The organism is Neorhizobium sp. S3-V5DH (genome assembly GCF_004343065.1).
GTDB lineage: Bacteria > Pseudomonadota > Alphaproteobacteria > Rhizobiales > Rhizobiaceae > Neorhizobium > Neorhizobium huautlense.
The window spans coordinates 193,865-211,539 of the sequence record NZ_SMCL01000004.1; the positions used below are offsets into that span (position 1 = coordinate 193,865).

Below are 17,675 nucleotides of genomic sequence, written 5' to 3' on the forward strand. Positions count from 1 at the left end.
GTAACGTTCCCCGGTCGAGAAAAATTGAGAACCGCTTATCGGACCTGGTCAAGCAACCGCTTGCATTCCAGAAGGTCGAACAGCGCCTCCTGGAGCAGCGCCCTATCTTCCTTGCCGACACTCGACTTGCCGATCGACACCTCGGGCAGATCATCCTCATGGGAGGAGCCGAAACCGAAGAAACGTCCGCTTGGCTTTACCTTGGGCCGTCCGACGACCTGATCCTCTTCCGAGGCGCTGATCTTCGGCTCGACATGCTTCTCGCTGTTTGCCGCCATGATTGCTTCCATGGTGGCAAGATCGCCCGAAGCGATTGCGGCGACAAACTTGTTGCCGTTGGTCTTCAGGAGCTTCTGGACGCCCTTGATCGTATAACCATGGTCGTAGAGAAGGTGTCGGATACCCTTTAGCAGATCAACGTCTTCCGGACGATAATAGCGGCGTCCGCCCCCGCGCTTCATTGGTCTTATCTGCGGAAAACGCGTCTCCCAGAAGCGCAGCACATGCTGAGGCAGGTCGAGATCATCGGCGACCTCGCTGATCGTACGAAAGGCATCCGGGCTCTTATCCAAGATCAGTCTCCAACAGCAGCCTGCCGACACCGCGGAGGGCGGCGGCCTTTCACGCATATGGGATTATGCGACGAATCGAACATATCTCAACGGTTTGCGCTGAAAGATTCAAGCATGTTCACAGGATTGGAGTGATTGCAGCCGGGGCGGCTCGCATCAGGCAACGGGGCTTGGCGGTTTCTGCTTGGCCTTGCGCGCCGTGTGAGCCTTGAGAATGCGTTGCTTCAGGACGTTCGACGCCTTGAAGGTCATGACACGGCGCGGAGAGATCGGCACTTCCTCGCCGGTCTTCGGATTGCGACCAATACGCTCGTTCTTCGCCCGGACCTGGAACGTGGCAAACGACGAAAGCTTGACCATTTCGCCGCGCACGATGGCGTTGCAAATCTCATCGATGACGGTTTCGACAAGTTCGGCCGACTCCGTTCGGGATAGCCCGACCTTGCGGAATACCGACTCTGCCAGATCCGCGCGTGTTACTGTCTTGCCGGCCATGATCCCCGCCCAATTTTCGAAATTGATCTTGTCAAAGCCGATAGAGAGTATTTTGCTTGAGCGCGAGGGTCAAGCACCTGTGCGCAATGACATATTTGCGTTTCCGCTCAAATTACGCCTCACCAGCGAAGAAGGAGCGCACCCCAGGTGAAGCCGCCGCCCATGGCCTCGAGCATGACCAGGTCGCCCTGTTTGATCCGTCCGTCGCCTGCGGCCACCGAAAGCGCCAGCGGAATCGAAGCCGCCGACGTGTTGCCATGCAAGTCGACCGTCACAACGACCTTTTCGGGCGGGATTCCGAGCTTCTTGGCCGAACCGTCGATAATGCGCCGGTTGGCCTGGTGCGGCACCAGCCAGTCCAAATCTTCCGCGGTCGTGCCCGTTGCAGCGAAGGCGGCTTCGATCACGTCGGTGATCATCCCGACTGCGTGCTTGAAGACCTCGCGGCCCTCCATCCGCAGATGGCCGACGGTTCCGGTGGTGGACGGCCCACCGTCGACATAGAGCTTTTCCTTATGGGTGCCGTCAGAACGGAGATGCGCGGTCAAAACGCCTCGGTCGGCGATCGTCCCCTCGCTCTCCTGCCCCTCCAGCACAAGCGCGCCAGCGCCGTCGCCGAAGAGAACGCAGGTGGTGCGGTCTTTCCAGTCGAGAATCCGGGAAAAGGTCTCCGCGCCAATCACCAGCACACGCTTGGCCATGCCGCCGCGAATATGCATGTCTGCAGTCGCCACTGCATAAACGAAGCCGGAGCAGACAGCCTGCATATCGAAGGCATAACCATGTGTCATGCCGAGGCGATTTTGGATGTTCACCGCGGTCGCCGGAAAGGTGTTGTCAGGCGTCGAGGTGGCGACCAATACCAGATCGATATCGTCCGGGGTCAACCCGGCATTGGCGAGCGCGGCGCGAGCGGCTTGCTCACCAAGCGACGCCGTCGTCTCCCCCTCGCCTGCGATGTAACGTTGGCGGATGCCGGTGCGCTGGACGATCCATTCATCGGATGTTTCGACGATGCTTTCCAGCTCTTTGTTAGGCACTACCCGCTTCGGCAGAGCTGCCCCGTAACCGCGAACCACTGAACGGATCATTCTCTTTCACATCCTGTCGTCATGCTGCTTCGGGGCCAGCAGGCGGCTGGCGGCGGGCATGATAAACCTTCAAATCCTGTACAATCTTGGCGTTCAGGTCGTTACGCGCCATGTCGTAGCCGACATCGATCGCGGCAGCGAAACCGTCGGCATTGGTGCCCCCATGGCTCTTGATGACGATGCCGTTCAAACCAAGGAAAACCCCGCCATTGACCCTGTTCGGGTCCATTTTCTCGCGCAGCCGGTCGAACGCGCTTTTGGCGAGCAGATAGCCGATCTTGGCAAAGATGGTCCGCGACATGGCTTCACGGAGAAGCGTCGCGATCTGCCGCGCCGTTCCCTCCGCCGTCTTCAAGGCGATGTTGCCGGTGAAGCCCTCGGTCACCACCACGTCCACGGTACCCTTGCCGATGTCATCGCCCTCCACGAAGCCGTGATAAGCGATGGTGGGCAGATTGGCTTCGCGGATCAGCCGTCCGGCCTCCCTCACCTCTTCCTGGCCTTTCACCTCCTCAACGCCGACATTGAGAAGGCCGACGGTCGGCCGGTCCACCTCAAAGAGCGCGCGGGCCATGGCACCGCCCATCAGGGCGAAATCGAGGAGCTGCTGCGAATCGGCACCGATCGTCGCGCCGATATCCAAGACGATGCTTTCGCCCTTCAACGTCGGCCAGATGCCGGCGATCGCCGGGCGCTCGATATTGGCCATGGTGCGCAGACAGAATTTTGCCATGGCCATCAGCGCACCGGTATTGCCGGCGGAAACCGCGACATCGGCCTCGCCGAGCTTCACCGCCTCGATCGAACGCCACATGGTCGAGACATAACGGCCACGGCGCAACGCCTGGCTCGGTTTCTCCTCCATGCTGACGGCAAGTTCGCACTCATGAAAGACCGATTTATCGCGCAGCTTCGGGTATTTGGCCAGCCACGGCTCACATTCGGCCTTCAGCCCATAGATGAGGAACGTCACATCCGGATGGCGATCCAGCGCCTTGGCGGCGCCGGGAATGACGACCTCGGGCCCAAAATCGCCACCCATGGCGTCAAGAGAAATTCTGACCACGCGTTCCTGATCCTTATCCTTCGCCGGGCACATGATCCAATTACAGGTCATGCGCCGGTTCTAGCGACTTCTGTGGCCTTGCTCCTGCGCGGCGCTGCCGGCGAATTCGTGGCCAAAATATAGTTTTTGTCGCTGCTTACAACAGCCGTCAGTCCTTTTTCCAGTCTTTCAGGGCAGCAAAGGGATTCGGGCGGCCCGACGTCCCGTCTCCGTCGCCTTCCAAATGGGTGGCAAATTCGACACCGGCCTTGCGCGGATAAGGATCGATAGCAAGGGCCGCAAATTCGGCAACGGCCACGCCGGCGTCTATGGTGTCGCCGGCAAATGTTTCCGGGAGGTCTGGCCCTTCCGGATCCAGTACCATCTCGGCTGCCTCGTTCGTAACGATCCGGGCAAGCTTGGAACCCTCCGGCACGAATATCTGCTCGAAATCCTCATCGATCTTCGATTCGACCGGATCGAGCGTCACGACGCAGGACTGCACGATATCTGCCGTAACCCGCCCCTTCAGCCGAACACCGTCCTTTTTCCAGCGCGTAATCTGCAGGTCCGCTATCAACGATTTTACGGACACGACCTGCCAAAGCGTCGCCAGGTCGGCACATTCCCGTTCATTCGCCTCCAGATGCACGGTCACCGGATTGGCCGATATATGCCCTACCTTCACAGGATAGGAAAAGGGAGGCTTTCCGCCCCCGTCATGGATGTTCTTCATTGAACCTCACTTCCCCGGCAAAGGCAGAACCGCCTGCCCGCGGGAAATCTCATCTTCGGATACGCCGGCAAGTGCTGCTTCCGTCGCGATCATCCATCCTGCTAGCCCAAGCATTGCGGGTGCATCTGCCGTTTCCGGATAGATATTGCGCCGAAGCGCATCCGCAAGCTTTTCGGTGTCGCCTGCCTCGAGAGCGGCAGCATAGCTCTCGAGCCTTCCATAAAACATGCCCGCAAGCCTCTTCATGCGCTTGGGCACACCCTGGTCTCCGATTCCGAGTTCGCGGATGGAGTGGTCGATATCCTGGAAAAAGGCGTCGACAATTTCCTGGGCAAGCTCTTGTCCGCTTGCTTCGGACCTTGCGGTGCGGCGGAAGAACAGGATCATCACGATCGACAGCATCTCGAAACGGCCCATGACAGTGTCGGGCACGTCGAGGTCACTGTAGAAGAAAGGAATGCGCGCAGCCGAGGTCAAAGCGGCATATTGCCGATCAACGATCGCGCGGTTGTGGTTCTTCTTCTTGAAAAGCCTGAAAATCATCTGAATTCCCGTTATTTGCCTCCACGAAGATCTCCGGCTGACGGTCGGCCATGTTGCATGGAAACGAAAGCTGGTTTACCGAAGCAGGCACGAATTGCAATGCCGTTCCGCCGGTCAGCGAACGGGGTCGTGATCCTTTCGCCCCGCATAACGGCAAGGATCAGCCTGATGTCCCCGAATAGCCACAATGGTATGAACAGCAGGGACGGGTCGAGTTTTGGGGGATGCGGTTGAACAAGCGGGTTTTCGGGTACGAGATGACATTCTTGAGTAAGACCGCGACGGCGATTGTCGTCGCATCCATGACCGTGTCCGGCTGCACATCGATGCAGCTTGGCGATACCATGTACAACGGCTACGTCATCGACCAGCAGTCGCTGAACCTCATTCCTGAGGGGTCGAGCCGCGAACAGGTGCTGCTGACCATGGGTACGCCGTCGACGACGGCGACCTTCGATACCGAAGTCTTCTATTACATCTCCCAGAAGCGTGAACGCGCCGTGGCGTTCATGAAGCCCCGGCTGGTCGATCAGACCGTGCTGGCGATTTATTTCGACAAGAACGGCACGGTGGCCCGCAAGGCCAATTACACGATGCAGGACGGCAAGGTGTTCGACACCATTTCCCGGACGACGCCGACAGGCGGCCGCGATCTGACCTTCCTGCAGCAGCTTCTTTCCGGCGGCGCTGGCGCTGCAGGCGCAGGTGCGGCAGCAGCGCGCAACCTCCTCGGCGCGGGCGGGCTCGGCAACCGCTAGAGCGCCGGTCTTATCTATAGAAAAGGCCCGCGGGAGACGCGCCCGCGGGCCTTTTGTTTGTGAGACACGTTTTTTGTCAGGCGGGCTCTCAGCCGGCAAGAACCGCAAGCAGCAGAAGAGCTACGATGTTGGTGATCTTGATGGCCGGATTGACGGCAGGACCGGCTGTATCCTTGTAGGGATCGCCCACGGTGTCGCCGGTGACGGATGCCTTGTGCGCCTCCGACCCTTTGAGGTGCCGAGTGCCGTCCTTGTCCACGAAACCATCTTCGAAGCTCTTCTTGGCATTGTCCCAGGCACCACCGCCTGATGTCATCGAGATCGCCACGAAAAGGCCGTTGACGATCACCCCGAGCAGCGAGGCGCCAAGTGCTGCAAAGGCTGATGCCTTGTCGCCGCCGGAGATGAGCAGCACGCCGAAATAGACGACGATCGGCGCGAGGACCGGCAGCAGCGACGGAATGATCATCTCGCGGATCGCTGCCTTGGTCAGGATATCGACGGCCCTGCCATAATCCGGACGCTCCGTTCCCTGCATGATGCCCGGCTTGTTGCGGAACTGCATGCGCACTTCCTCAACGATGGAGCCGGCAGCGCGCCCGACGGCAGTCATCGCGATGCCGCCGAAGAGATAGGGGATAAGACCGCCGAAGATCAGGCCCGCAACGACATACGGGTTTGAAAGATCGAAATTGATCTCGCCGACGCCGTTGAAATAGGGATACTGGGCGCTGTTGGCGACGAAATATTTTAGGTCGTTGGAATAGGCCGCGAAAAGCACCAGGGCGCCAAGGCCAGCCGAGCCGATGGCATAGCCCTTGGTGACCGCCTTGGTCGTGTTGCCGACCGCGTCGAGCGCATCGGTAGACTTGCGCACTTCCGGCGGCAGATGGGACATTTCGGCAATGCCGCCGGCATTGTCGGTGACGGGGCCGAAGGCGTCGAGCGCGACGATCATTCCGGCGAGGCCGAGCATGGCGGTAACCGCGATCCCGGTCCCGAACAGGCCGGCAAGCTGATAGGTCGCAATGATGCCGCCGACGATGACGATCGCAGGCAAGGCGGTCGATTCGAGCGAGACGGCGAGCCCCTGAATGACGTTGGTGCCGTGACCGGTTACCGACGCCTGGGCGATGGAATTGACCGGGCGCTTGTTCGTACCCGTATAATATTCGGTGATGACCACGATCAGTGCCGTCACCACGAGGCCGAGAAGGCCGCAGATGAAGAGGTTTGTGCCGGTGATTTCCCGGCCGGCCACGGTACCGATCGAGCCCCAGCCGATGGTCAGTGAGGTGGCGGCGCCAAGCCCCAGGATCGACAGAAGGCCGGTGACGATCAAGCCCTTGTAAAGAGCGCCCATGATGGAGCCATTGGCGCCAAGCTTAACGAAGAAGGTGCCGATGATCGAGGTGACGATGCAGGCGCCGCAGATGGCCAGCGGATAGATCATCGCGGTTTCCAGCACCGGTGCGCCGGCAAAGAAGATTGCAGCGAGGACCATGGTGGCGACGACGGAAACGGCATAGGTTTCGAAAAGGTCGGCCGCCATGCCGGCGCAATCGCCGACATTGTCGCCGACATTGTCGGCAATCGTCGCGGGGTTGCGCGGATCGTCCTCTGGAATGCCCGCTTCGACCTTGCCGACCAGGTCGCCGCCGACATCGGCTCCCTTGGTGAAGATACCGCCGCCGAGACGGGCAAAAATAGAGATCAGCGAAGCGCCAAAGCCGAGCGCCACGAGGGCATCGATGACTTCGCGCGAGCCGCTCGGGTGCCCCAAGCCTGCGGTCAGCACCCAGTAGTAGATGGAAACGCCGAGGAGAGCGAGACCCGCAACCAGCATGCCGGTGATGGCGCCTGATTTGAAGGCGATGTCGAGACCGGCGGCCAAGCTTTGCGAGGAGGCCTGAGCGGTGCGGACGTTGGCGCGAACCGAGACATGCATGCCGATGAAGCCCGCGGCGCCTGAAAGCACGGCACCGATAATGAAGCCGAGCGCGGCGGTGCCGGACAGAAGCAACCAGGCGAGAATGGTGACGACAACGCCGACCATGGCGATCGTCATGTATTGGCGCGTCAGATAGGCCTGTGCGCCTTCACGGATATAGCCGGCGATTTCCTGCATGCGCTGATTGCCCTGATCGGCAGCCAGAACTGAACGCGTCGCCCAGGCGGCATAAATGATCGATAGCAGGCCGCAAACGATCACACCTAAAATTACGGACATTCGCTTCTTCCTCTCCCTAAGCCCAAGCGGAACATTCCACCGGCCATGCACCCCACAACGTACCACCCTGTCCCCGGGACATTCTGGACCGTCGCTGTACTCCACGCGCATTCTCGCGCAAACGACCGAATCCCCTCCCAAGAATCCAGGGCCGATCACGCGGAGGCGAGATTGCGGTGGAGTTGAATTGGCGTCAAGCCCCGAGAGGGCAAGTCTCTAGGCGGATTTTGCGGAAGTGGATTTCAGCATCAAGGCCAGCACGAGAACCAGGCAGACAATCGCAACTGGCCAGATGATCAGGTTCATGAACGACCACCCATAGGCCGTGAATATCTTGCCGGACGAGAAGGAGGAGAGAGCGACCGCGGTGAAGAGGATGATGTCATGGAACCCCTGCACCTTATCGGCCTCATGGGGCCGATAGCTCGAAGCGACGATTGCCGTCGATCCGATGAAACCGAAATTCCAGCCGATGCCGAGCAGCACCAAGGCTCCCCAGAAATTCCAGAGCTCAATGCCCATATGCGCGATGACCGCACAGCCCATCAGTATGACGAAGCCGGCAGCCACAATCTTTTCCACGCCGAAGCGGGAAATCAGCATGCCGGTGAAGAAACTTGGAGCGAACATGGCAAGCACATGCCACTGGATACCAAGCGTCGCCATCTCGGTCGGGAAGCCGCAACCGATGACCATCGCCAGCGGCGCTCCCGTCATCATGAATGTCATCAGCGCATAGCTGCTGATGCCGCAGATCATGCCGGTCAGGAATCGTTGGCTAGTGACAATTTCAGACAGCGGGCGAGCCGGCATGGTTGCCGTCGAGTTGGAGGTCATTGCCGGCAGTCTGAGCGGCAGGAGCATCAGAACCGCAATGAGAAACAGGGGTATGATCGCGATGAAGGCACCGGCAAAAAGCACCGGCGCCGCCAGGTCCTTGGTCCAGATGGCCAGCTGCGGGCCGAGGATGGCCGAAACGATCCCGGCTGCGAGAATCCAGGAAATTGCCTTCGGCTTGTAGAAGGAGGGCGAAGCATCTGCGGCGGCAAAGCGGATCTTCTGCGTGGCGCCGCCACAAAGGCCCATCAGCAGCATCCCGAGCGCAAAAAGCCAGAAGTTCGATTGAAACAGCGCGACCGCGCCAATGCCGGCGCCAACCGCGCCGAGAACAGCTCCGAGCATGAAACTCTGTTTGCGGCCCAAAAAACGGGACGCAACGGCAATGGCGACGGCACCGACTGCCATGCCGATATTGAAACCGGTGAGAGGAGCCGTCGCCAGCGACTTGTCGTCGCTCAGTAGCTGGTAACCGACCAAGCCGCCCAGCGAAAAGACCACCGGCGGCGCCGATCCCAGGATAGCCTGGGCCGCGGCAAGCAAGGCGACACTGCGACGGGCCGTGCGCAACTGTGTCTGAAGTCCGTCCACCACGCCGTCCATGCCGCTATCCTTCGCTTATTTCTTGGTGTCGCCCCGCACCTGCTTGGCGATGCGGTCGAGAACCGCATTGACGATCCGCGGTTCTTCCTCCGCGAAGAAGGCACGCGCGATCTCGACATACTCTGTCACGATGACCGCGACCGGCACGTCTTTGCGCTCGAGGATCTCGAAGGTGCCCGCGCGCAGAATGGCGCGCAGCGTCGAATCGAGGCGGGAGAGCGGCCAGTCCACCTGGAGCGACGAACGGATCAGCGGATCGATCTTCACCTGGTCGCGGACGACGCCTGCGACGATCGAGCGGAACCAGGACGGGTCGGCCTTGAGATACGTGTCGCCGTCCAGTTCCTGGCCGAGCCGGTGCGCCTCATATTCGGCCACGACTTCGAGAACGCCCGTGCCGCCGATATCCATCTGGTAAAGCGCCTGCACGGCCGCGAGACGGGCCGCGCCCCGCTGGTTGGCCGGCTTCACCGGATGTTCGTCTTCCTTCGCCATAAATTCAACCGCCATTCAGCTTTTCGCGCAGCGCGATCATGCTCAGCGCCGCACGCGCGGCAAAGCCGCCCTTGTCCTTGTCCGCCCGGCGCGCACGCGCCCAGGCCTGGTCGTCGTTCTCGACCGTCAGAATGCCGTTGCCGATCGCCAGCGATTCCGAAACCGCAAGATCCATGAGAGCCCGAGAAGACTCGTTTGCAACGATGTCGAAATGATAGGTCTCGCCGCGAATGACCATGCCGAGCGCGACGAAGCCATGGTACTCCGTACCGCCCTCTTCCGCCGCATCGAGCGCCATGGCGATTGCGGGCGGAATTTCGAGCGCGCCGGGCACGGTGACAACGTCATAGGTCGCACCGGCTTCTTTGAGGGCATGGGTCGCGCCGTCGAGGAGCGCATCGGCCATGTCATCGTAGAAACGTGCCTCGACGATCAGGATGTGTGGAGCGGTTTCACGCGACATGGTTCACCTTCATGATATCGGGCCGGTTCAGATCTGGCTTCGGCAGGCCGCGGTCAAAACACGCGACGGACAGAATGGCAAGCGAATTTAGCTGATCGCAGGGATGCGAATCAGGAATATCTCCTTCGGCGGCGTTGTGGAAGCGGCCGCTTTTGATCCACCGGAGTTTGCGACAATGATTCCGACCATCGAAACCGAACGACTGATCCTTCGCCCGCATCGGCTCGACGAATTCGAAGCCTATGCCGCTTTCTGGGCTGATCCCGACGTGGTTCGCTTCATCACCGGCGTCCCCTCGACACGCGAAAACAGCTGGGGGCGAATGTTGCGGGTCACCGGCATGTGGCATCTGTTGGGATTCGGCTTTCTGGCAATCGAGGAAAAAGGCACCGGCCGCTTCCTCGGCGAGGCCGGTTTTCAGGACATGCGCCGAGACTTTCAGCCGACGATTGAGGGGACATTGGAGACCGGATGGGCGCTCATTCCTTCCGTACATGGCCTTGGCTACGCAACTGAAGCTGCCGGCGCCATGGTCGAGTGGGGTGCGGCACACTTTCCGGATATGGAGATGACCTGCATCATCAGCCCCGAGAACGGCGCATCGCTTCGGGTTGCCGCCAAGCTTGGTTTCCGGGAAATCGCAAGGGCCGACTATCACGGACCAATCGTGGTAATGTCGCGTCACTGAACCGACGCTTCCATGGTGCCAATTCTGGCACTTTTCTTCTATTAGTCAGTTTTAATATATAATGAACCAGACAAGCGGGAAGATGGACGGCCTCGTGAATCAGAATCCTTTTCCAGTCAACCGCGTGGACGACCTGATCTTGCAGATGTCCATGGCGCGCGGCATCGACGGGATCATGGCAGTACTGCGTCAGTCCGCCCGCGACTTGATCGGTGCCGATGGCGTGAGCTTCGTCCTTCGGGAAAACGACAGGTGCTACTATGCCGATGACGACGCAGTCGCGCCGCTCTGGAGGGACCGACGCCTTCCATCGGAAAGCTGCATTTCCGGCTGGGCCATGAAACATGGCGAACTGGTCGTCATCGAAGATATCGCTCGGGACGACAGGATCCCACACGCTGCCTATCAGGGCACCTTCGTTAAAAGTCTGGTTGTGGTTCCGGTACGGAAGGAAGATCCGGTGGGCGCAATTGAAGCCTATTGGGCCAAGGCGGAGCGCCCCTCGGAAGAGGCCGTCCGCCTTTTGCAGCAGATAGCCAATAGCGCCGCCGTCGCGATGACCAATGTTGCGCTGATCAACGCTCTTGCTGCCGCAAAGGAGGAAGCTGCACGCGCCCGCGATGCGTTGATCCTGGCCATGGCTTCGCTTGCCGAAACGCGTGACTATGAAACCGGCAATCACATTCGCCGCACCCAGCACTATGTGCGTGCGCTCGCCGAAGCTCTGAAGGAACAGGGAGTATATGCCGAGGAGCTGAGCGACGAGGCGATCGACCTGCTCCATAAGTCGGCGCCGCTGCACGATATTGGTAAGGTCGGCATTCCCGACAGTGTCCTCCTGAAACCGGGCAAGCTCGATGCGAAGGAATACGAGGTCATGAAGAGCCATGCCGAGCTCGGCCGGGCGGCCATAGCCACCGCGGAACGCTATATGGGATCGGCCACGCCCTTCCTAAGCGTCGCCAGGGAAATCGCCCATACCCACCATGAAAAGTGGAATGGAACAGGCTATCCCCGAGGACTCCAGGGGGAGGATATCCCGATCGGCGGCCGGATCATGGCGATCGCCGACGCCTATGACGCCCTGGTTTCCGAGCGGATATACAAACCCGCCATGTCGCATGACGAAGCCGTCGACATCATCGTCAGGGACGCCGGAACACATTTTGATCCCGGTCTGGTCGAGGTCTTCGCGAAGATCGCTCCGCGGTTCAAGGAGATCCATGGGCAGTTCACCGACAAGGAATAACTCAGGCCCTCGCCGGAAACTCCGCAAGGCGTGCTGCATAACGCGCCATGGTATCGACCTCGAAATTGACCAGATCACCGGCCTTGCGGTCGCCCCAGGTGGTGACCGCAAGCGTGTGACGGATCAGCAGCACGTCGAAATCCGTCCCATCCACCGCATTGACGGTAAGCGAGGTACCGTCAAGTCCGACGGATCCCTTTGGTGCGACGAAACGGGCAAGATGTTCGGGAGCGCGCAACCGGATACGGACCGCCTCGCCCTCAGGCTCGACCGACAGGATTTCAGCAGTGCCATCAACATGCCCGGAGACAATGTGACCGCCGAGTTCGTCGCCGATCTTCAGAGCCCGCTCGAGATTGACGCGGGTGCCTTCCTTCCAGCTGCCGATCGTCGTCAGCCGCAGCGCCTCTTCCCACGCTTCGACCTCGAACCAGCGTTCGTTGCTGCCATCCGCCGGCAGGTTGGTGACCGTGAGGCAGACGCCGCCATGGGCGATCGAGGCTCCCATGTCGATGGTCTTCGGATCGTAGTTCGTCGCGATACGAAGCTTGATGCCCTCGTCCATCGGCGTCGTTGCGGCAACCGTGCCGACATCGGTGACAATACCGGTAAACATCAAAAACCTCTTTCGTAATCGAAACAACGGTCGGGGCCGAAGTTATCCTCTCGGATCAGAGCAAATCCAGCCGGCATATCGGGTGGCGTCAGCGGTGATTCAAGGCCGCCCTCTCCGACCGTGCCCATCCCCTGAAACAGCAGGATGCGATCAACAAGACCGGCATCGAGGAAGGCTTTTGCGATAACAGCCCCGCCTTCGATCAAGAGCGAAGAGATGCCTCTGGCGGCGAAAACGGCGAGCAGGATGTCGAGATCACTCGCGTCCATGATCTCGGCGCCGGCCTTGATCAATCGTTCGCGCTTCATCGAGGGCGCAGATCCGCGCGCTGCCTCCGCACCGGATGGAGGTAAAGCAACGACGATGACCGGCACGTCTCTCGCCGTTTTTACAAGTTTGGACTCGAGCGGCAGCTGCAGTTGGCGATCCAGCACGATGCGGATCGGAGACCTGGTCTCTAGCCCCGGCAGACGCACGGTCAGTTCAGGGTCGTCCGAGAGCACGGTGCCAATGCCGACGAGGACCGCGTCCGACCTGGCTCGCAACCGATGTACCTCGGCCCTCGCCTCAGGCCCTGTAATCGCCACTTCCTCGCCGCGCCGCCCAAGCATCCCATCGGCGGAAACTGCAAGCTTCAGAGTCACATGTGGGCGACCCTTCGTCTGGCGCATGAGGTAGCTGGCATGTGCCCGCCGCCCCTCGTCCTCCATCAGCCCGGACTCGACCGCAATGCCCGCATCGCGAAGGATGGCGAGCCCTCTGCCCGAAACCCGCGGGTCCGGATCGGTCAGGCAGACCACGACACGCGCGACGCCGGCTTCAACCAGCGCGTTGGCGCAAGGGGGCGTCCTGCCAAAATGCGAACAGGGTTCCAGCGTCACATAGACCGTCGATCCGCGTGCTCTCTCACCGGCCATGTCGAGAGCCTGCGTTTCCGCATGCGGACGACCGCCGGGTGCCGTCACCGCCTTGCCGACCACTTCGCCGTTCTTGACGACCACGCAGCCGACAGAGGGGTTGGTGCCCGTCAGCCCCGTATTCTGTCGCGAAAGGCGCAACGCCTCTGCCATGAACCGCCGGTCGTCAGAGGCGGTCATTCCTCATGGCTCCAGGCCGGGATCGCGGGCGATCTTGGCGTTGATCTCTTCGATCACCTTCTCGAAATCTTCCGCATGGGAAAAATCCCGGTAGACGGAGGCGTAGCGGACGAAGGCCACGTCATCGAGACTCTTCAGCGCCTCCAGGACCTGCAGGCCGATCTCTTCGGACGAAATCTCGCTTTCGCCGGAACTTTCCAGGCGACGCACGATGCCCGATACCGCCCTCTCGATCCGGTCATTGTCCACCGGACGCTTGCGTAGCGCGATCTGGAAGGACCGCACCAGCTTATTACGGTCGAACGGCACCTTCCGGCCGGTCTTCTTCGTGACCATCAACTCACGAAGCTGCACCCGTTCGAACGTGGTGAAACGGCCGCCGCAATCCGGGCAGATGCGCCGCCGGCGGATGGAGGTAAAATCCTCCGCCGGACGCGAATCCTTGACCTGCGTGTCTTCCGAACCGCAATAGGGGCAGCGCATCGCCTCTCCTTAAGGATCACATATAGGGGTACATCGGGAACCGGTCGGTAAGCGCTACCACCTTCTCCCGAACACCAGCCTCTACAGCCGCGTTGCCCTCGTCGGAATTGGCGATCTTCAGCCCGTCGAGGACCTCGACGATGAGATTGCCGATCTCCTTGAATTCCGCTTCCTTGAAACCGCGGGTCGTGCCGGCCGGGGTGCCTAGGCGGATACCTGACGTAACGAAGGGCTTTTCCGGATCGAAAGGAATGCCGTTCTTGTTGCAGGTGATGTAGCCGCGGCCGAGCGCTGCCTCCGCCCGCTTGCCGGTGGCGTTCTTCTTGCGCAGGTCGACCAGCATCAGGTGGTTGTCTGTGCCGCCGGACACGATGTCGAGGCCGCCAGCCTTCAGTGTCTCGGCAAGCGTCTTGGCATTCTTGACGATCTGGGCGGCATAATCCTGGAACTCCGGCTTCAGCGCTTCGCCGAAGGCAACGGCCTTGGCGGCAATGATGTGCATCAGCGGACCCCCCTGGAGGCCGGGGAAGACGGCCGAATTGAACTTCTTGGCCAGCTCCTCGTCATTGGTGAGGATGACGCCGCCGCGCGGGCCGCGGAGCGACTTGTGCGTCGTCGTCGTGGCCACATGGCAGTGCGGGAACGGCGACGGATGCTGGCCACCGGCAACGAGGCCCGCGATATGAGCCATGTCGACCATGAGATAGGCGCCGACCGAATCGGCAATCTCACGAAAGCGCTTCCAGTCCCAGATGCGCGAATAGGCGGTGCCGCCGGCGATGATGAGCTTCGGCTTGTGCTCTTCGGCCTTCCTCTGCACCTCGTCCATGTCGAGCAGGTTGTCGCCTTCGCGTACGCCGTAGGAAACGACGTTGAACCACTTGCCGGACATATTGACCGGCGAACCGTGCGTCAGGTGACCGCCCGAATTGAGATCAAGGCCCATGAAGGTGTCGCCCGGCTGCAGCAGCGCCAGAAAGACGGCCTGGTTCATCTGCGAACCGGAGTTCGGCTGGACGTTGACGAAGTTGACGCCGAACAGCTTCTTGGCGCGTTCGATTGCGAGTTCTTCGGCGATGTCCACGAACTGGCAGCCGCCGTAATAGCGCTTGCCCGGATAGCCTTCCGCATACTTGTTGGTCATGATCGAGCCCTGCGCTTCGAGCACGGCGCGAGAGACGATGTTCTCCGAAGCGATCAGCTCGATCTCGTGGCGCTGGCGACCCAGCTCCTTCTCGATCGCGCCAAAAATCTCCGGGTCCGAGTCGGCAAGCGGGCGAGAGAAGAAAGCATCGGTGTTCGACATGGGCGAGGCTCCTCAAAGGGGTGTGCATGCGATTGTCGCGTCTTAGCGTTCCGCCTTCCTGAGAGCAATACGGGGAACGACATTTGCCGGCCGGAAGACGCGGGCGGAGCCGTATGGAAACGAAAAAGCCGCACCCTTTGACGATGCGGCTTTCCAGACGGCAAATCCTCGCGCGCTTATTGCGGCAACATGTCGTCCTCGATGGAGCCCGCGGGTTTTTCGATACCGGTCGTGGTCTGAAGCGCCAGTTCCTGATTGCCGTCGCGCTCGTAGATGTCGTCGCGGAACTGGACGACACGGTCCCTCGCCGACCACGCCGTGATGTAAACGATATAGACCGGCACTTCCTGGGTAAGCTTGATCGGGGTGTTCTGGCGGGTCGAGATCACGCGTTCGATCTCCTGACGCGACCAGCCGGTCGTATCGCGCAGCAGCCAGGTGATGAGATCCCGAACGTTCTGCACCCGCACGCAGCCGGATGATTCGAAACGCATCAGCTTGTTGAACAGGCCCTGCTGGGGCGTGTCGTGCATGTATTCGTTGTTCGGATTGTGGAAGTTGATCTTCGTCGAGGCCATGGCATTGATCTTGCCGGGGTCCTGCCGGAACATCAGGTTCGGCGCCTTGGGCGCGAACCAGTCGACCGTCTCCGGGGCAACTTCGTTGCCCTTGCCGTCGATCAGGCGAATGTTGTTGCGCGCCAGATAGGTCGGGTCCTTGCGCATCAGCGGCACGATGTCTTTTTCGACGATCGAGCGCGGCGCGGTCCAATACGGATTGAGGATGACCTCGTAGATCTTTGAGTTGATGGCGTGTGTCGGTCGGTCGATGCGGCCGACGACTGCGCTGTTGCGCAGCGCCACGCGGTCGTTTTCCACGGCCTCGATATAGGCGGCGGGAATATTGACCATCACATAGCGGGGACCGAGATCACCCGACATGGACTGCAGCCGAACCAAGTTGGTTTCCAGCTGGCGCAGACGCACATCCGCCGGGATATTCATGGCCTTTACCGTGAATTCGCCAAGCACGCCATCGGCAGGAAGGCCGTGACGCGCCTGGAAGCGTTTTACCGCTCCATCGACATAGGAATCGAAGGAAGACGACATCCCCGCCTCGCGCGGCAGATCGCCGGAAATCGCAAGGCGCTGGCGCAGCACCTGCACGCTCGGATCCACCACGCCGAGCCTCAACCGCTGGCCGGCGGGATTGACTTCCGGCCAGCCGCCGCCCGAGACGATCTGCTGGTAGTCCATGATCGCTTGCTGGATATTGGCCGGCCCGCTTGGCCCCAGAACCGGATTGTTGGAGACGACGTTGACGGCGGTGCGCGACGCAGCCTTCGCATCGAACTGGTCGTCCCAGGTGCCGCGGCGCGGCGCATTGATCAGATCGTCGACTGCCGACTGGGCGAAAGCCGGTGCGGCGAGCGCGGCAGCACCAGCGGAAACGGCCGAACGCAGCAACGCGCGGCGGGAAAGAGCTTCAGATCCAATCTTCTTCGACATCATCCTACCCATCTGGTCCCGAGCATCATCACGACGCCTACAGGGATATGGTTAACAAACGCGCAAAAATAAAGCGCTGCCGGCAAAGGCCTCATCGTCATCGCGGTGTCGTGAAGAGAGAAATGTCCGCCGGCCCATTCCATTCAGCCGGTCCCATAGCAATATGGCGAATTGGTGTCAGGTATCCCTGCGTCACAAAGCCGTGTTGGTCCGTGAATTTCCTCTTTTCAAGATGAAAACGCGAGAGCCGGATACGCAGGGACGCATCCGGTTCCGATCGCTGATGGAGGTCTTCTGGGCGGCCGCCGCCTCGTGGATAAGGCGGCAGACGGGGTTTTGCCGATTACAGGCGATAGAGGATCTGGTCGTTCCAGAAGCGGTCGAGACGCTGCAGGAGCTTGTTCATCTGGCCGAACTCGCCTTCGCCGATGCCGCCGACCTTTTCGATGGAGCCGATATGGCGCTCGTAGAGCTTGGCGACGGTTTCTGCGATCTCCTGGCCGTCCGGCGTCAGGCTGATGCGGACCGAGCGGCGGTCGATGCGCGAACGCTGGTGGTTGATGAAGCCGAGATCGACCAGCTTCTTCACATTGTAGGAGACGTTCGAGCCGAGGTAGTAACCGCGGGAGCGCAGTTCGCCGGCGGTCAGTTCGGAATTGCCGATGTTGAACAGCAGGAGAGCCTGCACCGCGTTGACATCGTCTCGGCCCTGGCGGTCGAACTCGTCCTTGATCACATCGAGAAGACGGCGGTGGAGACGTTCCACCAGGTGCAGCGACTCCATATACAGGGAGCGGATGGTTTCTTCATGCGTATCTGCTACTGCCGGTGCCGCCTGCGGCTTCAGTTTCGTGTTCATC

The 17,675-nt window shown here is 60.6% G+C and carries 19 protein-coding genes; 3 read left to right on the forward strand and 16 right to left on the reverse strand.

Features of this window, described 5'->3' with window-relative positions; all coding sequences use genetic code 11:
* Positions 1-35: 35 nt before the first annotated feature.
* From EDE09_RS08885 to EDE09_RS08910, 6 genes are all read right to left on the reverse strand, one after another.
* Positions 36-572 (reverse strand): MerR family transcriptional regulator, encoded by a 537-nt coding sequence (locus tag EDE09_RS08885; RefSeq protein ID WP_105372011.1) that lies wholly within the window; start codon positions 570-572, stop codon positions 36-38.
* A gap of 156 nt (positions 573-728) precedes the next feature.
* Positions 729-1,067 carry an integration host factor subunit alpha gene (locus EDE09_RS08890; RefSeq protein ID WP_105372012.1) on the reverse strand — a complete coding sequence of 113 codons (339 nt, stop codon included), beginning with the start codon at positions 1,065-1,067 and terminating at the stop codon, positions 729-731.
* Positions 1,068-1,186: 119 nt separating this feature from the next.
* Positions 1,187-2,158 (reverse strand): beta-ketoacyl-ACP synthase III, encoded by a 972-nt coding sequence (locus EDE09_RS08895; RefSeq protein ID WP_132409839.1) that lies wholly within the window; start codon positions 2,156-2,158, stop codon positions 1,187-1,189.
* A 19-nt stretch (positions 2,159-2,177) separates the two neighbouring features.
* Complete coding sequence (gene plsX / locus EDE09_RS08900; protein WP_105372070.1) at positions 2,178-3,224, reverse strand: phosphate acyltransferase PlsX; 1,047 nt, start codon at positions 3,222-3,224, stop codon at positions 2,178-2,180.
* A gap of 148 nt (positions 3,225-3,372) precedes the next feature.
* Positions 3,373-3,939 carry a DUF177 domain-containing protein gene (locus EDE09_RS08905; RefSeq protein WP_132409841.1) on the reverse strand — a complete coding sequence of 189 codons (567 nt, stop codon included), beginning with the start codon at positions 3,937-3,939 and terminating at the stop codon, positions 3,373-3,375.
* A gap of 6 nt (positions 3,940-3,945) precedes the next feature.
* Positions 3,946-4,482 (reverse strand): ubiquinol-cytochrome C chaperone family protein, encoded by a 537-nt coding sequence (locus tag EDE09_RS08910; protein ID WP_132409843.1) that lies wholly within the window; start codon positions 4,480-4,482, stop codon positions 3,946-3,948.
* A gap of 224 nt (positions 4,483-4,706) precedes the next feature.
* On the opposite strand from EDE09_RS08910, the gene EDE09_RS08915 reads away from it, so the two are divergent.
* Positions 4,707-5,240 carry an outer membrane protein assembly factor BamE gene (locus EDE09_RS08915; RefSeq protein WP_105372016.1) on the forward strand — a complete coding sequence of 178 codons (534 nt, stop codon included), beginning with the start codon at positions 4,707-4,709 and terminating at the stop codon, positions 5,238-5,240.
* An 88-nt stretch (positions 5,241-5,328) separates the two neighbouring features.
* On the opposite strand, the gene EDE09_RS08920 is transcribed toward EDE09_RS08915, so the two are convergent.
* The 4 genes from EDE09_RS08920 to ribH form a co-directional block, all read right to left on the reverse strand.
* Entirely contained in the window at positions 5,329-7,470 is a 2,142-nt protein-coding gene (locus EDE09_RS08920; protein ID WP_132409845.1) for a sodium-translocating pyrophosphatase, read from the reverse strand.
* 216 nt (positions 7,471-7,686) lie between these two features.
* Positions 7,687-8,910 carry an MFS transporter gene (locus EDE09_RS08925; RefSeq protein WP_132409847.1) on the reverse strand — a complete coding sequence of 408 codons (1,224 nt, stop codon included), beginning with the start codon at positions 8,908-8,910 and terminating at the stop codon, positions 7,687-7,689.
* A 15-nt stretch (positions 8,911-8,925) separates the two neighbouring features.
* The gene (nusB, locus tag EDE09_RS08930; protein WP_132410101.1) at positions 8,926-9,405 is read right to left on the reverse strand and encodes a transcription antitermination factor NusB; all 480 of its coding nucleotides are present in this window, start codon (positions 9,403-9,405) and stop codon (positions 8,926-8,928) included.
* Positions 9,406-9,409: 4 nt separating this feature from the next.
* Positions 9,410-9,868, reverse strand: coding sequence for a 6,7-dimethyl-8-ribityllumazine synthase (gene ribH / locus EDE09_RS08935; RefSeq protein WP_112801900.1), 459 nt, complete (start codon positions 9,866-9,868; stop codon positions 9,410-9,412).
* 175 nt (positions 9,869-10,043) lie between these two features.
* On the opposite strand from ribH, the gene EDE09_RS08940 reads away from it, so the two are divergent.
* Both EDE09_RS08940 and EDE09_RS08945 read left to right on the forward strand, forming a co-directional pair.
* On the forward strand, positions 10,044-10,556 hold the full coding sequence (locus tag EDE09_RS08940; protein WP_112802258.1) for a GNAT family N-acetyltransferase: 513 nt from the start codon (positions 10,044-10,046) through the stop codon (positions 10,554-10,556).
* Positions 10,557-10,650: 94 nt separating this feature from the next.
* Positions 10,651-11,805 (forward strand): HD domain-containing phosphohydrolase, encoded by a 1,155-nt coding sequence (locus tag EDE09_RS08945; RefSeq protein ID WP_207914826.1) that lies wholly within the window; start codon positions 10,651-10,653, stop codon positions 11,803-11,805.
* 1 nt (position 11,806) lies between these two features.
* Here the strand turns inward: EDE09_RS08945 and EDE09_RS08950 are convergent, their stop codons facing one another.
* The 6 genes from EDE09_RS08950 to EDE09_RS08975 all read right to left on the reverse strand — a co-directional run bounded on the left by EDE09_RS08950 (position 11,807) and on the right by EDE09_RS08975 (position 17,674).
* On the reverse strand, positions 11,807-12,421 hold the full coding sequence (locus tag EDE09_RS08950; protein ID WP_112801898.1) for a riboflavin synthase: 615 nt from the start codon (positions 12,419-12,421) through the stop codon (positions 11,807-11,809).
* Positions 12,421-13,518: a bifunctional diaminohydroxyphosphoribosylaminopyrimidine deaminase/5-amino-6-(5-phosphoribosylamino)uracil reductase RibD gene (ribD, locus tag EDE09_RS08955; protein WP_132409849.1), complete on the reverse strand. Its 1,098-nt coding sequence runs from the start codon at positions 13,516-13,518 to the stop codon at positions 12,421-12,423. Before ribD ends, EDE09_RS08950 begins: the two co-directional genes overlap by 1 nt.
* Before the next feature lie 3 nt (positions 13,519-13,521).
* Positions 13,522-14,001, reverse strand: coding sequence for a transcriptional regulator NrdR (gene nrdR, locus EDE09_RS08960; RefSeq protein ID WP_105372023.1), 480 nt, complete (start codon positions 13,999-14,001; stop codon positions 13,522-13,524).
* Between the two features lie 16 nt (positions 14,002-14,017).
* Complete coding sequence (gene glyA, locus EDE09_RS08965) at positions 14,018-15,307, reverse strand: serine hydroxymethyltransferase (RefSeq protein WP_105372024.1); 1,290 nt, start codon at positions 15,305-15,307, stop codon at positions 14,018-14,020.
* A 176-nt stretch (positions 15,308-15,483) separates the two neighbouring features.
* A complete protein-coding gene (locus EDE09_RS08970; protein ID WP_112802254.1) occupies positions 15,484-16,815 on the reverse strand; it encodes a L,D-transpeptidase family protein in 1,332 nt (443 codons plus the stop codon).
* Between the two features lie 343 nt (positions 16,816-17,158).
* Complete coding sequence (locus EDE09_RS08975) at positions 17,159-17,674, reverse strand: MarR family winged helix-turn-helix transcriptional regulator (RefSeq protein WP_105372074.1); 516 nt, start codon at positions 17,672-17,674, stop codon at positions 17,159-17,161.
* Position 17,675: the final 1 nt, after the last annotated feature.